19 protein-coding genes are annotated in these 17837 nt (G+C 64.2%); 5 read left to right on the top strand and 14 right to left on the bottom strand.

Features of this window, described 5'->3' with window-relative positions:
• Positions 1-14 precede the first annotated feature (14 nt).
• The gene (locus U4Y90_RS15005) at positions 15-1559 is read right to left on the bottom strand and encodes a sugar ABC transporter ATP-binding protein (RefSeq protein ID WP_321795513.1); all 1545 of its coding nucleotides are present in this window, start codon (positions 1557-1559) and stop codon (positions 15-17) included.
• On the bottom strand, positions 1549-2790 hold the full coding sequence (locus U4Y90_RS15000) for an ROK family transcriptional regulator (protein WP_321795512.1): 1242 nt from the start codon (positions 2788-2790) through the stop codon (positions 1549-1551). The genes U4Y90_RS15005 and U4Y90_RS15000 overlap by 11 nt, the downstream gene beginning before the upstream one ends.
• Before the next feature lie 348 nt (positions 2791-3138).
• On the opposite strand from U4Y90_RS15000, the gene U4Y90_RS14995 reads away from it, so the two are divergent.
• A complete protein-coding gene (locus tag U4Y90_RS14995; RefSeq protein WP_321795511.1) occupies positions 3139-3645 on the top strand; it encodes a GAF domain-containing protein in 507 nt (168 codons plus the stop codon).
• A gap of 108 nt (positions 3646-3753) precedes the next feature.
• Positions 3754-4737 carry a substrate-binding domain-containing protein gene (locus U4Y90_RS14990; RefSeq protein ID WP_321795509.1) on the top strand — a complete coding sequence of 328 codons (984 nt, stop codon included), beginning with the start codon at positions 3754-3756 and terminating at the stop codon, positions 4735-4737.
• Positions 4738-4880: 143 nt separating this feature from the next.
• On the opposite strand, the gene U4Y90_RS14985 is transcribed toward U4Y90_RS14990, so the two are convergent.
• Positions 4881-6065, bottom strand: coding sequence for a fumarylacetoacetate hydrolase family protein (locus U4Y90_RS14985; RefSeq protein ID WP_321795507.1), 1185 nt, complete (start codon positions 6063-6065; stop codon positions 4881-4883).
• A 101-nt stretch (positions 6066-6166) separates the two neighbouring features.
• On the opposite strand from U4Y90_RS14985, the gene U4Y90_RS14980 reads away from it, so the two are divergent.
• Positions 6167-6913, top strand: a complete 747-nt coding sequence (locus tag U4Y90_RS14980; protein ID WP_321795551.1) for an IclR family transcriptional regulator — start codon at positions 6167-6169, stop codon at positions 6911-6913.
• On the opposite strand, the gene U4Y90_RS14975 is transcribed toward U4Y90_RS14980, so the two are convergent.
• Together U4Y90_RS14975 and U4Y90_RS14970 are read right to left on the bottom strand one after the other, a co-directional pair.
• Positions 6892-7446: a universal stress protein gene (locus tag U4Y90_RS14975; RefSeq protein ID WP_321795505.1), complete on the bottom strand. Its 555-nt coding sequence runs from the start codon at positions 7444-7446 to the stop codon at positions 6892-6894. The two genes, U4Y90_RS14980 and U4Y90_RS14975, sit on opposite strands and share 22 nt — an antisense overlap.
• 145 nt (positions 7447-7591) lie before the next feature.
• Positions 7592-7831, bottom strand: a complete 240-nt coding sequence (locus U4Y90_RS14970; RefSeq protein ID WP_321795504.1) for a hypothetical protein — start codon at positions 7829-7831, stop codon at positions 7592-7594.
• A 219-nt stretch (positions 7832-8050) separates the two neighbouring features.
• Here U4Y90_RS14970 and U4Y90_RS14965 point away from each other — a divergent pair, with 219 nt between their 5' ends.
• Entirely contained in the window at positions 8051-8518 is a 468-nt protein-coding gene (locus tag U4Y90_RS14965; RefSeq protein WP_321795503.1) for a response regulator, read from the top strand.
• Here the strand turns inward: U4Y90_RS14965 and U4Y90_RS14960 are convergent.
• Complete coding sequence (locus U4Y90_RS14960) at positions 8494-8904, bottom strand: hypothetical protein (RefSeq protein WP_321795501.1); 411 nt, start codon at positions 8902-8904, stop codon at positions 8494-8496. The genes U4Y90_RS14965 and U4Y90_RS14960 overlap by 25 nt on opposite strands.
• A gap of 230 nt (positions 8905-9134) precedes the next feature.
• A complete protein-coding gene (locus U4Y90_RS14955) occupies positions 9135-9494 on the bottom strand; it encodes a hypothetical protein (protein ID WP_321795499.1) in 360 nt (119 codons plus the stop codon).
• Between the two features lie 324 nt (positions 9495-9818).
• Here U4Y90_RS14955 and U4Y90_RS14950 point away from each other — a divergent pair, with 324 nt between their 5' ends.
• Complete coding sequence (locus U4Y90_RS14950) at positions 9819-11273, top strand: AarF/UbiB family protein (RefSeq protein WP_321795498.1); 1455 nt, start codon at positions 9819-9821, stop codon at positions 11271-11273.
• Here the strand turns inward: U4Y90_RS14950 and U4Y90_RS14945 are convergent.
• The 7 genes from U4Y90_RS14945 to cyoB form a co-directional block, all read right to left on the bottom strand.
• Positions 11270-12067, bottom strand: a complete 798-nt coding sequence (locus U4Y90_RS14945) for an IclR family transcriptional regulator (RefSeq protein ID WP_321795496.1) — start codon at positions 12065-12067, stop codon at positions 11270-11272. The genes U4Y90_RS14950 and U4Y90_RS14945 overlap by 4 nt on opposite strands.
• 10 nt (positions 12068-12077) lie before the next feature.
• Positions 12078-12806: an SDR family NAD(P)-dependent oxidoreductase gene (locus U4Y90_RS14940; RefSeq protein WP_321795495.1), complete on the bottom strand. Its 729-nt coding sequence runs from the start codon at positions 12804-12806 to the stop codon at positions 12078-12080.
• Positions 12807-12817: 11 nt separating this feature from the next.
• Positions 12818-14119 carry an MFS transporter gene (locus U4Y90_RS14935; protein WP_321795494.1) on the bottom strand — a complete coding sequence of 434 codons (1302 nt, stop codon included), beginning with the start codon at positions 14117-14119 and terminating at the stop codon, positions 12818-12820.
• A gap of 55 nt (positions 14120-14174) precedes the next feature.
• The gene (locus tag U4Y90_RS14930; RefSeq protein ID WP_321795492.1) at positions 14175-14702 is read right to left on the bottom strand and encodes a 2,4'-dihydroxyacetophenone dioxygenase family protein; all 528 of its coding nucleotides are present in this window, start codon (positions 14700-14702) and stop codon (positions 14175-14177) included.
• A 185-nt stretch (positions 14703-14887) separates the two neighbouring features.
• A complete protein-coding gene (gene cyoD / locus U4Y90_RS14925; protein WP_321795491.1) occupies positions 14888-15220 on the bottom strand; it encodes a cytochrome o ubiquinol oxidase subunit IV in 333 nt (110 codons plus the stop codon).
• Complete coding sequence (gene cyoC, locus U4Y90_RS14920) at positions 15220-15828, bottom strand: cytochrome o ubiquinol oxidase subunit III (RefSeq protein ID WP_321795490.1); 609 nt, start codon at positions 15826-15828, stop codon at positions 15220-15222. Before cyoC ends, cyoD begins: the two co-directional genes overlap by 1 nt.
• The gene (gene cyoB / locus U4Y90_RS14915) at positions 15828-17837 is read right to left on the bottom strand and encodes a cytochrome o ubiquinol oxidase subunit I (protein ID WP_321795488.1); all 2010 of its coding nucleotides are present in this window, start codon (positions 17835-17837) and stop codon (positions 15828-15830) included. The genes cyoC and cyoB overlap by 1 nt, the downstream gene beginning before the upstream one ends.

Raw genomic sequence — 17837 nt, 5'->3', positions numbered from 1 at the left:
CTCTCCGATATCCTTTAAGCCGCCTGATCGAGCGCGACCTTCGAGCCCGTCGCCAGTTCGATGATCCCTTCCTGCGAAATCGGCTTGCCCGAATGGCCGCCGAGTTCGCCCGCAATTTCGCCTTCGCGCATCACGAGCACGCGATCCGCCACGCCGATCACTTCCGGCAGCTCGCTCGAGATGACGATCACGCCGACGCCCGAGCGCGCCAGATCGTTGATGATTCGATAAATCTCCGACTTCGCGCCGATGTCCACGCCGCGCGTCGGCTCGTCGAGGATCAGCACTTCGGGCTTCGTTTCGAGCAGGCGCGACAGCAGCACCTTCTGCTGATTGCCGCCCGACAGCGCGCCGACGTTCACGCGCATGTTCGGCACGCGGATCGTGAGCGCGGCGATCGCGTCCTTCGCGCGCGTGTTGCCGCGCGGCAGGTCCATCACGCCCGCTTTCGCGTCGCGCCCGGCGATCGTGATGTTGATGTTGTCGCGCACGCTCATGTCGAGGAAGAGGCCCTGGCCCTTGCGATCCTCCGTCAGATAGACGAGACCGGCGTCGATCGCGTCGCGCGGCGTGCGCAGTTTCAGCGGCTTGCCGTGCATCGACACTTCGCCGCGCGTCGCCGGTTCCGCGCCGAAGATCAGGCGCGCGAACTCCGTGCGGCCCGCGCCGACGAGCCCCGCGATGCCGAGCACTTCGCCCTTGTGCAGATCGAGGCTGCATCCTTTCACGCGATTGCCGTCGGCCATGTCGCGCACGGAGAGCACGACGTTGCCCGGATCGTAGGGCGCGTGCTGCTTCTTGTAGAAGCCGGAGATGTCGCGCCCGACCATCATCTTCACGAGGCTGTCGGCGGAGAGCTCCTCGCGCATCAGCGTGCCGACGTAGGCGCCGTCGCGCAGCACGGATACGCGATCGGAAAGCTCATAGATCTCCGCCATCCGGTGACTGATGTAGATGATCGCGATGCCTTCCTCGCGCAACTGGCGCACGAGCTCGAACAGGCGGTCGGTTTCGCGCGACGAGAGCGGCGTGGTCGGCTCGTCCATCACGAGGATGCGGGCATGCGCATGCACGGCGCGCGCGATTTCGACGAGTTGCCGTTCCGCGATCGACAGATCCCCGACGAGCGTATGCGGCTTGAAGTTCGCGCCGAGGCGCTTCAGCACGTCCACGCAGCCGCGCTCCATGCCCGCGCGGTCGACCAGCCTGCCGCGCCGCAACTCGCGCCCCGCATAGATGTTCTCCGCGACGGACAGATTCGGCGCGAGGCTCAATTCCTGATAGATCACGGCGACGCCGAGCGAGCGCGCGGCGAGCGGCCCGTCGATGGTGACCGCCTTGCCGTCGATGAGAATCTCGCCGCCCGCGTCGGCCTGATACGCGCCCGAGAGAATCTTCATCAGCGTGGATTTACCCGCGCCGTTTTCGCCCATCAGCGAATGCACTTCGCCGGGATAGACCGAGAGACGCACGTCGTTCAGCGCGCGCACGCCCGGAAAGGTTTTGCTGATGCCGCGCATTTCTAGAAGCGGCGGTCGGCTGGAAGCATCATGCGGCATGGTTCACCTCTTGCGATTTGATGCCCGCGTGGCGAATGGCCGCGCGCGGTGAGAAGTTGAAGAACATCGGCAACGTGGCCGCGCCGATCGCGCCCGCATCCGGGCCGAAGGAGCCGCGCACGAGCGTCGGGGTGCCGCGCGCTTCGGGCGCGTTGGCGGTGAGCGACGTCGAAAGACGTTTCACGAGCTTGTCGAGCAGGCCGCCGTCGATGTCGGAGTCGATCACGACCATCGGCACGTCGAGTACGCAGAGCGTCGCGCGCAGGGCGGGAGCGAGCGCCTCGATGCAATCGTCGATCCATTCGTCGACGGCCGGCAGATGCCGCTCGATGCACGCCTGCAAGTCGACGCGGTTGTCCGCCGCCGCGCCGCAGTAGTTGAGATGCCGCACCAGCGCATTCAGCGACGCGCGCGACAGAAGGATGTCCCACTGGCCGTCCGGCTGCGGCGCGGACGGCAGGCGGCTCGGCGGCACGGGAATCACGCCGATATCGCCCGCATTGCCCGATGTGCCGCGCAGACAGTCGCCGTTGATCGCAATGCCGCCGCCGATCGCCGAGCCGAGAAACAGATACACGAAGTCGTCGCAGCGGCGGCCGTGGCCGTAAAAGAGTTCGGCGGTCGCGGCGGCGTTGCCGTCGTTCTCGCTGAAGACCGGCAACGCCAGCGCGCGGCCGAGCTCATCGGCGAAATCCGTTTCGTCCCAGGCGCGGAAACGCTCGGCGGGCAAGCCGAGTTCGCGCAGCCAGCTGCCGAGATTGAAAGGCTGGGCGATGCCGACGCCCGTCAGCCGCTCACGTTCGGAATCGGAAAGCAGGCGAAGCATGCCTTTGACGTCGCGTTGCACGATTTTCAGCACTTCGGCCGGATGCGGCAGCACGGCGTCGAGTGCGCTGCGCGCGAGCACGTCGCCGGCGAAATTCACGAGCACGGTCTCGATGCCGGTGCGGTCGAGCCGCACGCCGATGCCGAACGCGCCGCGCGGATCGAGCCGGATCAGCGACGCGGGCTGGCCGCGCTGGCCGTCGAGACGGCGTCCGGAGTATTCGATCAGACCCGCATTTTCCAGCGATTCGACGATGCTGCCGACCGCCGTGCTCGTCAGATTCGCGTGGCGGGCCAGATCCGCCTTCGACGCCGGCTCGGCGCGCCGCAGCGCCTGCAGCAGCAGGCGCTCGTTGTACCGGCGGACGTTCGCGGAGTTGCTTCCTCTGCCGCTTGGGGATTTCACGCGCTGTCTCCGAAGAACCGGCCATCGAGTCGTGGCCATTAATTAAATCAAGTTGATTTATTTAAGAACGACGGCGCTTCGAAGTAAAGGAGGGAAATCCCGGAGGGGGTTTTAAGCGTCTTTTGAGTCGGTGAACGCGTGACACGAGATGCCCGCCAGTCGCAAGACACAGACCCGGTGCGCTTTACACTAGGCGATGCAACCAGCAGTGCCAAGTTGAGCGCCGATGCTTTCCGTCTAGCTTACGAGCGGCGATAAACCAGCTTTCGGCCGGGCATGCGCGCGAAGCGGCGGGCGGGTCGATGTGCTATCGTCGGCGACACTTTTCGACATTCCGTCTGCCGTTCCATGTTTTCGATCTCCCACGCCACGCACGCGAGCAAGACCGCACAGTACGACGATCTGCTCCAGCAAACCCGCGCCCTCATCGCCGACGAAACCGACTTCATCGCCAACGCCGCGAATTTCTCGTCGCTCGTTTTTCACACGCTGCCGGATCTGAACTGGGCCGGCTTCTATTTCTTCGATGGCGCCGAACTCGTCGTCGGGCCGTTCCAGGGCAAGCCGGCGTGCGTGCGCATCGCGCTCGGACGCGGCGTCTGCGGCACGGCGGCGCGCGAGCGGCGCACGCAAGTCGTGCCGGACGTGCATGCGTTTCCCGGTCACATCGCGTGCGATTCGGCGTCGCGCTCGGAGATTGTCGTGCCGCTCGTCGCGAGCGACGGCACGCTGATCGGCGTATGGGACGTCGACAGTCCGGTGGCGAACCGCTTCGACGACGAAGACGCGCTTGGCATGGAAGCGCTGTGCACGGCCTTCATCGCGCTCGCATGGGGCAAGCGCGCGCAGCGCTGATTTCGATGCCGGCGCGCTGAAAGCCTGGCCTTACTGGCGACCGGGCTGCGTCCGGCGGCCGGGGCGCGTGCGTCTACAATGAGACGTTTCCTTCCGTCTCGATATTTCATGACGAGCCTTGTCCGCCGCCGCCTGCTTGCCGCGTGCGCCCTGAGCGCGTGCGCGCTCGTGCGCGCGGGCGACGCTCGCGCGGCATCGGACAAGGCGACCGTCGCGCTCGTGATGAAGTCGCTCGACGATCCGTTCGTCGTGTCGATGATCGACGGCGCGCGCAATTACCAGCGGCATTACGCATCGCAGCTCGACCTCACGACCAACGGCACGCTCACCGACAACGATGTGGCCGGGCAGATCCATATCGTCGAAACGCTCATCGACGCCAAGGTCGACGCGATCGTCATCGCGCCCGCGGACTCGAAGGCGCTGTTGCCCGTGACCGCGAAGGCGATCGCGGCGGGCATCATCGTGATCGCGATCGACAATCCGTTCGACGAAGCCGCGCAGGACGCGGCCCACGTCACCATTCCGTTCGTCGGACCGGACAGCCGCCGCGGCGCAAAGCTCGTCGGTGCGTACCTCGGTTCGAAGCTCAAGGCGGGCGATGAAGTCGGCATCATCGAAGGGCCGCCGAACGATCTCAACGCGCAGCAGCGCACGCTCGGATTCACGGATGCGATGAACGCGGCGGGCATGCGCGTCGCCGGCACCGACAGCGGCGACTGGACCAGAGCGAGCGGCAAGGCGATCGCGCTGCAAATGCTCTATGCGCACCCGGACTTGCGCGGGCTGCTGTGCGCGAACGACAACATCGCGATGGGCGCGATCGAGGCGGTCCGCATCGCCGGCAAAACCGGCCGCGTGCTGGTGACGGGCTACAACAATATCGACGCCGTGCAGCCGATGCTCGACGACGGCAGACTGCTCGCGACGGTCGAACAATTCGGCGCGCGGCAGGCGGTATTCGGCGTGGATGTCGCGGTGAAGGCGTTGCTCGAAAGACGGCGGCAAAGGGATTTGTCGCCGTATATGGAAACGCCGGTTCAACTGGTGACGAAAGGGCAGGCGAAGGGGTTTCGCTTCGGGGCGTCGTGAGACGGTTTTAGGCGTGTTCGTGTGGGTGGAATGGAATCGTCGGCGCCGCTGCGCGACAACTGGGCACACGCACGATCATCGCCGCGTTCAGACCAGTCGAAGCGGCCCACGCAACCGAGCCTCGACGCCCTTAGTCAACGCCCTCAACCCGCCTTTCCCAACAACCCCCGCGCCGCGAGACTCTGGTACAACGCGCGCACGCCGAACGTCCACGGCTCGATCTCGGTCGACAGCCTCACCGTGTTGACGAGCGCGCCGAGACTCGGCGTCGAGATCGTCACGACATCGCCGAGATGATGCGTGAAGCCACCGCCTTCGGCATCGCGATCCTTGATCGGCGAGAACATCGTGCCGAGGAACAGCATGAAGCCGTCCGGGTACTGATGATGCGCGCCGTGCGTCTGCGTGACGAGATCGGCCGGATCGCGGCTGATTTCGCTCATGTGGCTCACGCCTTCGAGCACGAAGCCATCGTCCGCGCCTTCGATGCGCAGCGACACGCTCGTGCCGCGCACGGTATCGAGCGTGAAGCGCTCGTCGAACAGCCGCACGAACGGGCCGATCGCGCACGATGCGTTGTTGTCCTTCGCCTTGCCCAGCAGGAGCGCGCTGCGGCCTTCGATATCGCGCAGATTCACGTCGTTGCCGAGCGTCGCGCCGACGATCTCCCCGCGCGCATTCACCGCGAGCACGATCTCCGGCTCCGGATTGTTCCATTTCGATGTCGGATACAGGCCGACATCCGCGCCGAACCCGACCGACGACATCGGCTGCGATTTCGAGAACACCTCGGCATCCGGCCCGATGCCGACTTCCATGTATTGCGACCACGCGCCGCGACGCTCCAGCTCGGCCTTCAGCTTCGCCGCGCTTTCGGAACCCGGCTTGATCTTCGACAGATCCGCGCCGATCAGCTTGTTGATCGTGTCGCGCACCTCCTGCGCCTTGCTCGCGTCGCCGCCCGCCTGCTCTTCGATCACGCGCTCCAGCAGACTCACCGCGAACGTGACGCCGCACGCTTTCACTGCCTGCACGTCGCAGGGCGCGAGCAGGCGCACACCGTCGGCGGATGCATCGAGCGTCGCCTGCAGCAGATCCTGCACGTTGCCGAGATGCTCGCCGTCCGCGTTTCGGGCGATGTCGAGCGCATCGGCGCTGTCGAAGAGATCGGCGGTGGTCGGCGCAGCGCGCGTGATGTCGAACACTTCCCCCTTGCGAACCGCGACGATGGCGGGGCCGTTCACGGGCGCGGGACGCCAGACGCGGCCGATCAGCACGGCGTCGGCGAAGTCTTCGGGCAGACAGGAGGAAACGTTGACGGTTTGCATGAATGCGAATGACAGGCGGGAAAGGAAAGCCGATCGTAGCCCGCGTGCCGGGTGGTGTCCATCAGGTTGATTAAATGTCCAACCTATTGGAATATTCGGCTATGGAGAAAACCTACGACGTCCCCGCGCTGCGCCGCGCGAGCGATATTCTCGAAGCGCTCGCCGCCGCCGCGAAACCAGTGCGCGCGGCCACGCTCGCCGAACACACGGGCCTGTCGCGCAGCACGCTCTATCTGACGCTGGAAACGCTCGCGCGCATGCAATGGATCGAAAAGCGCGATGACGGTTACATGATCGGCGTCGGCCTGTTCGAGCTCGGCAACGCTTATGTGCGGCACGACAAGCTGCAGGCCGCGTTTCGCGAGGGCGCGGGCGCGTTCATCAACAAGCACAACGAGGTCGTGCAACTCGCGGTGCTCGACGGCGTGCAGGTGGTGTATATCGCGCGCGAAGACGCACATCGGCCGGTGCGGCTCGTGTCCGATCTCGGTTCGCGGCTGCCCGCGCACTGCTGCGCGCTCGGCAAGGCACTGCTCGCGGGCATGCCCGATGAAGCCGTGATCGAGCGCCTTCCCGAGCGTCTCGAAGCGGTGACGCCGCGCACCATCACGCGGCGCGCGGCGTTGCTGCGCGAACTCGCATCGATTCGCGCGAGCGGGCTCGCGGTGGAGCGCGAAGAAGTCGCGGAAGGTCTCGCGTGCTTCGCGGCCTATGTCGGGATGACGCCGGCGGGCAAGCGCGTCGCGGTATCGACGAGCGTGCCGATCGGCCGGCTCGATCCGAAACGTGAAAAGCAGATCTCGATCGGCATCGTCCAGCTTGCGGCTCACTTGCGCGGCGCGCTCTGACGATGCGACGCGCGCGTTCCCGCGCGGACCGACGAAGCGGCGACGCGCGCCTCGATCGATTGCATTTCGTTCTGCGTGGAAAGCGGCGCGCTCGCGTGCGCCGCGATCAGCACATCGCAGCTCGCGTGCTGACAGACCACGTCGCGCAGGCGCGCTTCGCCGTGCCGCCAGCCAGTGTCGGCCTCCCCGCCGAGGATGATGAGATCCGCGCCCAGCGCTTTCGCCTCACGTGCGATCAGGTCGCCGACGCTCGTGCCATCGAGCGGCTGCGTCACGCTGCGCGCGATGCCGTCGATGCCCGCGCTATCGATCAGCCGCGCCGCATAGCGTGTCACGGCCCGCGCGTGATCGTCGATGACGTCGAGCGTTTCGCCAGGATTGCTGTCGGCGGTGACGATGGCCCACCACGGTGTCTGATCGACGATATGCAGCGCCGTCAGCCGTGCGTTGCAGTCGCGTGCGCGCGTGATGGCGGTGGTCAGGGCGCTTTCGCTGAGGCTCGTGCCTACCGCGACGAGAATGTGCTTGTACATGATGAGTCTCCGGTCTGTTTCGTTCAGATCGGATGATCGGCGCGCAAAGTTAGCTGTGAATGAGCGCGAGCCTGCATCTTTTACAAAGCAGCTTAAAAAACCGCGCTGTCACGCGCAAGGGTCGGGCGTGTTCTGGCAGGTCGGGCTAGCGGCGGCGCTTCTTCCAGTCGTAATCGGCCGGCGGATCGGCGACGCCGGGCTTGCCGACCGAATGCGGGTTTTCACTGCATAGCGTGACGAAGCCGATGTCCTCGCCATCGGACTGGCGGCGGCGCAGGTCTTCCGCGAAGCGCAGCGCGTCGCCGAGCGCGTTTGCATCGAATCTTTTGAAGCGAGCCGCTCCCTCGATATCAGGGTTGCCGCCGAGCCAATACACGACGAACATCGATTAGCCTCTCGTTTTGGGGTGTGTGCACCATCGTCGACGCTCTTGCGACGCCGATGCGAATCGTGCACGGCGCGCGTGCATGTGCGCGTCGCGACAGCCCTCGGGTAATCCCGAAGTGTAACGTCGGCGGTCCGCATGCCGCTTGCCGATGCACTTGCCGACACCCGCGAGGGAATGATCGTTGCTCTCATCTCCGTCCATTCCGAGGCCTTAACGATGCAACGACACGACCGTGTTCCTGCGCAGGCGCTGTGGCAGATTCCGCGGCGCGCGACGCGCCACGACGAGCCGCGCGTGCTCATCGCCGATGACGATCTTGAGGCGACGCGTGCGATCTGTCTTGCGCTCGAGGACGCCGATTTCACCGTGCGCGCGGTGCACACCGGACTCGACGCGGTGGCGCTCGCGCGCAAGTGGCGACCCGGCGTGGTGCTGCTCGATCTGATGATGCCGCTCGGCGACGGCTGGGAAGCGGCCGAGGCGATCCGCGCCATCGATCTATCGACGCTCTTGATCGCGCATACGAGCCGCACGGATCCGGAGGACCTGACGCGCGCGCAGCGGACCGGCTTCAACGGCTATTTCGTGAAGCCGACCGAACTCGACGGGATGATCGCGGTGCTCCGCGATTATTTCGCTTCGCGCGAAGGCGAGGGCGATCACGCGTCGGCGCGCCTGCGCTGAATGTCGTGGAGCGTAAGCGTGAGCTGTTCGATATCGCGTTGAACGTGCTCTTTGAGCATGTCTTCCCAGTACTGGCAATAGCCGGCCCAGAACGGCATTTGAGTATGCGCGGATGCGGCCGTCGGCAAAGGATCGGGCAGCATTTTGCTCAGACGCCGGATTTCCTTGTGCTTCCATTGCAGCAACGCGCGACGATGTCCGCGTCGCGGCGGACATAATTCGTTCATCGTCGCGACGGCGATCGAAAAGCCCTCGGCGGGCCGCGACGCCATTTTCGTCAGCACCGCGGTTTGTGGGCGCGGCCCACGTTCGTGACAGATGATCGCGCCGATCTGCCCAAGGATATACATCGCTTTCGCCATTGGCGGCTCGGAATGGTGTTGCATGATGCCTCGCGTTTTATCGTTATGAGTCTTCGTGCAGGGCGCTCGAAGCTGTCTCGGTCTTGATTTTGATACGTTGTAGCGCGACCTATTAATAAGATACCGTATCGAAATTAATCCGAAATACGTATCGACAAAAAGCTACAGTCGTTCCGCCTTTTCCACGGATGGAAAAGCAAAGCGCCCCTGCATTCTCATGCAGGGGCGCATAGTTTCGACGGAGCGTTCGAGAATCAGCGCTGCGCGTAGTCAGTCATGAGCGGCGGCGCTTCGATATTCACCATTTGATCTTTCTGCCGATAGTGTTCGGCTGCCGCATTCGCACCGCGGTCGTAGTAGGACTGCGCCGTATGTTGCTCCAGCGCCTCGATGATCGGCAACTGCTCTTCCGCGATCGAATGCATGAGGCTCAGGATGTCGCGTTTCATCGTATCGGAGAAGGTCGAGAAGTGCTCGAATCCACCGGGCGCGGCGACCATGTTCACAAGCGACGAAAGCAGGCGCGCCCGGCTCTTGCAATGTTCGCTGATCGGTGTGGAGTGGGAGATGATCGTGTTGCCTTGCGCATCGACGGTGATCTGGAGGGGTTTCATTTCGCACCTGGCTGTTCGTGATGTCGGTATTAAAGCCGGACGCGCGCCGCAACTCTGTAAGACGCGGCTTAACCGTACGTTTTGCGACCGAAACGGATCGAGCTGGAAAGTGAAACAATCGTGGCTCGGCGTCATGGGTGATTCGGATGAACGTGAATGTATAAAGGATAACGAAGCAAATCACGCCGAGCTGTTAAACGAACCCATCGCCTGATCGACGTGCAGGCTCGGGCGAATCGTGTTAAACATTGAGCGATCCGGATGCCACGTTTGACGGCATTGCGGTCCCTCGGCAATTTCAATTCACTTTCAGCGAGCCTGAATTTGTTTGTCCGACGACTTGCGACGCTCTGGCGCCTCGGCCGCGCGTTCGCGCATGAAAGCCATCAGACGCATTTGTCCGACGACGGCGCGGCGATGACGCGCGTGGCGCGGTTCTTCGCGTCGCACGGCGCGCGTGCCGCGCCGCTCGGCGCCGGCGTGCCCGCGCTGTCGCAGTTGTCGCGCGTGCTGGAGAACGCATCCGGCGCGCTCGCGCGTCATCCGGCCCTCGCGGAAACGGCCGTGCGCGTCGCGCTTTCCGAACTCGACGGACTCTTTACGCCCTACGATGCCACCCGCTTTCGCGCGGCTTGCGCAGCAACGTTTCCCGCCACGCTCGCCTTCGAGCTGACGGAACTGAGCGAGGTGCCGCTGCGCTCGGGCGTCGCGGAGCAGACGCACGTCGCCCGTATCGGCAAGTTGCCTGTGCGCGTCACGTTGCTGCGCAAGGATGCGCATGCCGAACTCGAAGACGATCTCGATCTCGCGCTCGCGGCGGCACGTTTTGCGGAACGACGCTCGGCGAAGGCGCGCGAGATGCATCCGGTGGAATGGGTGCGCCGCGCACGCGAGAGCGTCGACGCGATGATCGACCTGCGTCAGCGCGCGGCCGATCAGAGCTACTTGCGCTTTCGCCTGCGCGACGACGACCGCCTCGCCGTGCCCGAAGTGCTTTGGGACTATTGCAACGACGCCGTGCTGACCACGCGCGCGATCGAAACCGCGGCGCTGTCGGATGCCGACACGCTTGCGTCATGCGGACTCGATCAGGCCGATGTCCTCGCGACGCTCATCGAAGCATTCTTCGAGATGGCGCTGGGCGTCGGGCTGTATCACGCGGGCCTGGACGCGGCAGGTGCGCGCGTGAGCATCGAGCCGGATACGCGCGGCCAGATCGTGCTGGAAGCCGACAACCCGATGATGATCTTCGCGGCGCACGAGCGCGATTTCATCGTCGGCGTGTCGCATGCGCTCATGGAAGGCGATCACAAGGCGGCGGCGCGCGCGCATCTCGAGCACGGCCGTCCCGAGGCGAACGTGACGCATCACGAAGTGCGCGTCGAATCGACCTACCGACGCGAGGCGGAGCGTTTCGCGTCGCCGCAATCGCGACGCGGAGCCGGTGTCGCGCATCTGTTCGCCGCGATCGGCAAGGCGCCCGCCGAGCACATGTTCAGCGCGTCGCACGGGCGGATCGCATCGCGGGCGGTGTTGCTGTCGAGAGCGGCAGAGAGGATCGAGCGCGTCGCGCAGGACATCGCGCCGAATGTCGACGTGTGGAAGATCGCGCGCAAAGTCATCGTGCGGCTCGCGGCGGATCAGTTGAGTTGCAAGAGCCTGGCGGCGCGCTTCGCGCACGAGGCGACGCATTGGCCGCACACGCTGCCGCGCCTGCCCGCGCTGATCGCGAAATACGCGGCGGCATCGCAACGCACGCGCGGCACGGTGTTTCGCTAGCGCGTGCCGGGGCTCATGCGCTCCGCGATCGCGCGGCACGCTTCCCTGAGCGGGGCGATGTAGGTTTCGAGCGGCGTCGCGCTCTTTCGGAACAGCGGAATGCTGACGCTTACGCAACCGAGCGTCGCGCCGTTCGCGCCAACGATCGCGCTGCCGTAGCAGAAAATCTGCGCTTCGTTTTCCTCGCGATCTTCCGCGTAGCCGCGCGCTCGGGTCGTGTCGAGTTCGGCGTCGAGCGCGGGGCGATCGACGATCGTGTTCGGCGTGAAGCGCTGGAACGCGATGCCTTGAAGCAGCGCATCGCGTTCGGCGGGCGATTGCGTCGACAGATACGCCTTGCCGACGGAACTCGAATAGAGCGTCACGCGCGTGCCGATGCGCGATGCCATGCGCACCGCGTGCGGGCTTTCGAGTTTTTCGACATACACCATTTCCGAGCCGCTGCGCACGGCCAGATGCACCGTTTCCTGCGTCGCGTCGCGCAGCGCCTGCAACGCGTCGGCGGCGGCGATGCGCAAGTCCGAACGCTCCCAACTGCGGCTCGCGAGCGACATCAGACGCGGGCCGAGCGCGTAACATGCGCCGCGCGCGCCCTCGACGACCAGGCCTTCCGCGATCAGCGCGCCGACGATGCGATACACCGTCGGGCGCGGATAGCCGCTCGCCGCCGTGAGCTGCGCGATGGTCGGCGGTTCGTCGGCATCGGCGATGAGTTGCAGCACCGCCATGAACTTGGAGAAGGCGGCGGTGCCGGTGGCCTTGGCGGCGTCAAGAGAGGTGATGTCTGAAGGCATGATGCGGGAATCATGCCACGAGATAGCCGCCATCGACCGGAACGATTGCGCCCGTCATGAACGACGCCGCCGGCGACGCGAGAAACGCGGTCACGCGCGCGACGTCCTCTGGCAAACCCCAGCGCTTCATCGGCGTGCGTTCGAGGATGGCCTGCGAGCGGCCGTCGTCGTCCTGCAGCGCCTGCGTCAACGGCGTCGCGATCCAGCCGGGCGCGATCGCGTTGACGCGAATGCCGTCGGCGGCGTAGGCGATCGCGAGCGACTTCGTCAGTTGCGCGACGCCGCCCTTGCTCGCGCTGTACGCGGGCACGAGACCGCCGCCGAAAAACGTCAGCATCGACGCCGTGTTGACGATCGCGCCCTTGCTTTTCGCGAGCAGCGGGCGCGCCGCTGCGCACATGCGCATCGTGCCGTTGAGATTCACGGCGATCACGCGCTCGAACGTTTCGATGTCGTGCTCGTCGCCGCGACGGATCATCCCCGCGCAGTTGACGAGCACGTCGAGCGAATCGAGCGTCGCGAAGAGCGCGGCGGCGCTGGCGGCGTCGGCGACATCGAGCGCGGCGAGTTCGATGCCCGCGCCCAATGCGTCGCGTTGCGCATCGGTCGGCGCGAGGCCGGCGGCGATCACGCGCGCGCCGAGCGCCGCGAACTGCTGCGCGATGCCCGCGCCGATGCCTTGCGTGCCGCCGGTGACGACGACGGTCTTGCCTTTGAAGAGATCAGCCTGAAAAGTCATATCGGTGAAGGTTATAAGGCGGGGACGGGTTCGGCCTTCTGTTCGGCGTCCTCGATCGGCGAGCGTACGACGAACATGTAGACGAGCGCGGCGGCGAACGCGACACCCGCGCTGATCAGAAACGCGTTCACGAAAGAGTGCGTCTTGTCGACGACCATGCCGGTGATGAACGGCGCGAACGAGCCGCCGAAATAGCCGCCGAAGTTCTGAATGCTGCCGAGCGAGGCGACCATATGGCGCGGCGCGGCGACGGAAACGAGCGCCCAGGCCGCACCGCTCGCCATGTTCACGAAGAACATCGCGGCCGAGAGGTAGACGATCGCGAGCGTGAGGTTCGGCGTGAACGCGGCCGGCACGGTGAAGAGCGCGCCGCCGATGAGACCCGAGCAGATCGGCCACTTGCGGCTGCGGATGGGTGCGACGCCGCGCGCCATCAGGCCATCGGCGATGAAGCCCGACGACAGCATGCCGAGCGTGCCCGCCAGATACGGAATCGTCACGACCCAGCCGGTCTTCGCGATCGTCAGATGACGCTCGTGTTCGAGATAGGCCGGCAGCCACGTGAGATACAGCCACACCATGTAGATCACGCCCATGAAGCCGAAGATCATGCCCCAGGTCGTCGCCTTGCCGAACAGGCCGCGCCATTCCGCGAAGGTCAAGTTGCGTTCCGTGCGTTGCGCCGGTTCGCCTTCGGTGAGATGCGCGAGTTCGTGCGATTCGAGCTTCACGTCGCGGCGATTGCGATAGACGATGTACCAGCCGATCGACACCGCGATGCCGAGCGCGCCCATGATGACGAACATGTTGCGCCAGCCGAAGGACAGCAGCAGCACGGTGAGGATCGGCGGCGCGAGCGCGGGTCCGATCGTCGATGAAGTGACGAAGATGCCCGTCGGCTTGCCGCGTTCGCGCTGCGCGAACCATTCGGACACGACTTTCGCGCCCGCCGGAAACTGCGGCGCCTCGCCGATGCCGAGCGCGATGCGCGCCCCGAGGAACTGGTGCAGGTTCGTGACGAGCCCGCCGAACAACTGCGCGACCGACCACACGAACATGCCGAGGCCGAGCATGATGCGCGCGCCGAAGCGATCGAGCATGACGCCGATGGGCAGTTGCGAAAACGCATAGGCGAACGAGAACGCGGAGAGCAGCAGGCCCATCTGCGAGGCGGAGAGGCCGAGTTCCTGCGTGACGGAGTGATTCGCGATCGAGAGCGTGCTGCGATCGAGATAGTTCACGATGCCCGCGAGTGTCAGGAAGGTGAGGGCGATCCACTGAATGCGCTTCAGGCGCGGTGACTTTTCCAGCATTTGTCTCCTCCGAATGCTCTTTTGAGTCTGTTAGAGGGTTGAGTTTGGATTGAGGCTAGCGAATGAACTGATCGACGAAGTCCGCGCCGAGACCGACCGACTCGTAATGCTTGCGGCACATGTCGACCTTGGTGAACACGTCTTCGTAGCCGGTGTAATTGCCGTACGGGTCGCAGTAGAACATCACGCCGTTGACCTGGAAGTAGGTGATCATCTCTTCGACGTCTTCCGGCACGTAGAGTGTGTGCGTTTCGCCGGGCGGCTCGAAGACGTAACTGCCTTCGGTCGCTTCCCAGTCGTGCTCGAGATAACGCCAGCGGCCTTTGAGCACCATGCCGTGCACCGCTTGCGGATGACGGTGGCGCGACAGCACGCCGGATTTGCGCACGCGCAGGAGGTTCATCCAGTAACCGGTCGACACGTTCAGACACAGCGGGCGGAACCAGACGTTTTCGGCTTGCGGGACCCATTCGCGTTCGTCGGCGGGAATCGCGGCAGGGACGACGATTTCCTTTTGCGCTTCTTTGGGGAAGGGAAGTTGATACGGCGTCATGGCGTCGGCCGTGGGCTTTGGCGCGCTCATCGCGTCTCCTTGTCCATATTGTGGATAATTAAATCAAATTATGGACAGATATTCTTCCTCGTTCGCTGAATTGTCAAGATTCTTGATCCGTTGACGGATTCGCGCAGTCAGCGCCGGTCACGCTAGGCGAAAAAAAAGCGGACCCGCACGGGTCCGCTTCCGATCGCTCGATGAAGCCGAGCGACTTATCGCGCCATCATCAGCATATGCACGTTATGCATCACCCAGACCGTGCCGACGATCAGGATCAAGGCCAGGAAGATGGTGTACACAAACGACAGCGCATGCCAGCGCTGTCCCTTCGATGCGTTCACGTGCAGGAAGAACACCACATGCACGATCACCTGCACCGCAGCCAGCACGGCCAGCGCGACGATTGCGCCTTCGCCCTTGAACCCGCCAGAGGTTGCGGCCCAGAACGACGCCACGGTCAGTACCACGGCCAGCACGAAGCCGATGAGATAACCGCGCACGCTGACGTGCGGGAAATCGCTTGATTCGGTATGCGTATGTGCCATCAGACGACGCTCCCCAGGTAGACGAACGAAAACACGCAAATCCAGACAATGTCGAGGAAGTGCCAGAAGAGGCTCAGACAAGCGAGGCGACGCAGTTCACGCTCGTTCATCTGCGGGTTGCGCACGATCTGCACGGCGAGCACGACCAGCCAGATCATGCCGATGGACACGTGCAAGCCGTGCGTGCCCACCAGCGTGAAGAACGCCGACCAGAACGCGCTGCGTTGCGGACCTGCGCCTTCTGCGATCAGATGCGCGAATTCGTGCAGTTCCAGCCACAGGAAGCCCGCGCCCAGCAAGAACGTGACGAAGAGCCACGCCAGCACCGCGCCCGACTTCCGGCGCGTCGCCGAGATCATCGCGAAGCCGAACGTCAGGCTGCTCGTGAGCAGCAGGCCCGTTTCGAACGCGACGTCCGACAGGTTGAACAGGTCCTTGGGCGTCGGGCCGCCTGCGGTCTGCATCGCGAACATCGCGAAGGTCGCGAAGAGCGACGCGAACAGCACGCAGTCGGTCATCAGGTAGGCCCAGAAGCCGAACACCGAATGCGACTGGTGCTCGTGCTCGTGCCCATGCGCGTGTTGCGCGGATAGTGTCGATTGCGACATTACATTGCCTCCAGTTCGAGTTCGCGCGCCGTACCGGCCTTCGCAGGCGTCTTCGGAGGGCGATTGCGCTCTTCGGTCGACTTGACGGTCGCAGCCGGGATGATGAAGCCAGCGTTCTCACGGAAGCTGTGGCCGATCACCGTAGCGAAGATGCCGACGAGGCCGACGACCGCCATCCACCAGATATGCCAGATGGCGGCGAAGCCGAAGACGAGGCTGAGCACGCCGATCACCAGACCCGCGCTCGTGTTCGACGGCATGTGGATGTCGCGGTACGGACGCGTATCGATGCGGCCATGCTCCTTGGCATCGGCGAAATCGTCGAGTTCGCGCACAGCCGGAATATTCGCGAAGTTATAGACCGGCGGCGGCGAGCTGATCGTCCATTCGAGCGTGCGGGCATTCCACGGATCGCCGGTGAGATCGCGATACGCAGGCTGATTGCGGCGGATGATGCTGACCACGATCTGCGCGACCTGGAACACGACGCCCACCGCGATGATGCCCACGCCGACAGCGGCAACGATGAAGAACGGTTGCCATGCCGGATTGTCGTAGTGATTCAGACGACGCGTGGCGCCCATGAAGCCGAGGATATAGATCGGCACGAACGCGACGAAGAAGCCCACGAACCAGCACCAGAACGCTTTCTTGCCGAGCTTTTCGTCGAGCTTGAAGCCGAACACCTTCGGCCACCAGTACGAGACGCCCGCGAAGTATCCGAACACCACGCCGCCGATGATCGCGTTATGGAAGTGCGCGATCAGGAACAGGCTGTTGTGAAGCACGAAATCCGCGCCCGGAATGGCGAGCATCACGCCCGTCATGCCGCCCAGCGTGAACGTGATGACGAAGCCGATGGTCCAGAGGATCTGCGAGGTGATCTGCACGCGGCCGCGGTACATCGTGAAGAGCCAGTTGAAGATCTTCACGCCGGTCGGGATGGAAATGACCATCGTCATAATGCCGAAGAAGGCATTGACATTGGCGCCCGAGCCCATCGTGAAGAAGTGGTGCAGCCACACGAGGAACGAGAGCACCATGATGCAGCACGTCGCATACACCATCGTCTTGTAGCCGAACAGCGGCTTGCGGGAGAACGTCGCGACCACTTCCGAATAGATGCCGAACGCGGGCAGAACCAGGATGTAGACCTCGGGGTGACCCCAGGCCCAGATCAGGTTCAGATAGACCATCGGATTGCCGCCGCCGTCATTCGTGAAGAAGTGCATGCCGAGGTAGCGGTCCAGCGCCAGCAGCGCCAGTGCGACGGTCAGGATCGGGAACGTCGCCATGATGAGCACGTTGGAGCAGAACGCCGTCCACGTGAACACCGGCATCTTCATCCACGTCATGCCGGGCGCGCGCATCTTCACGATCGTCACGAAGAAGTTCACCGCCGTCAGCAGCGTGCCGACGCCTGACAACTGCAAAGCCCAGATGTAGTAGTCGACCCCGACGCCCGGACTGAATTGAGTCTCGGAGAGCGGCGGATACGCGAGCCAGCCCGTCTTCGAAAACTCGCCGATAAAGAGCGACAGGTTGATCAGGATGGCGGCCATGGCCGTCATCCAGAACGACAGGGAGTTGATGAACGGGAACGCCACATCGCGCGCGCCGATCTGCAGGGGCACGACGAGGTTGAAGAACGCAACCAGCAGCGCCATGGCCATGAAGAAGATCATGATGGTGCCGTGCGCCGAGAAAATCTGGTCGAAGTGATGCGGCGGCAGATAGCCCGGCCCGTCGAGCGCGATGGCCTGCTGCAGGCGCATCATGACCGCGTCGGCGAAGCCGCGCACGAGCATCAGCCCGGCGACGACGAGATACATGATGCCGATGCGCTTGTGATCGACCGAAGTCAGATACTCGCGCCAGAGCCAGCCCCATTTTCCGAGTTTGGTGATAAGGCCGGCCGTACCGAGCACGAGGATCGCCATGAAGGCGGTCGCCCCCATGATGATGGGCTCGTGGTACGGGATCGCCTCAAGCGTTAGATTGCCGAACAT

Source organism: Caballeronia sp. J97 (assembly GCF_905220305.1).
Lineage (GTDB): Bacteria > Pseudomonadota > Gammaproteobacteria > Burkholderiales > Burkholderiaceae > Caballeronia.
The sequence above is the reverse complement of the archived record's forward strand: the minus strand, read 5'-3'. Positions and strand labels throughout refer to the sequence as shown.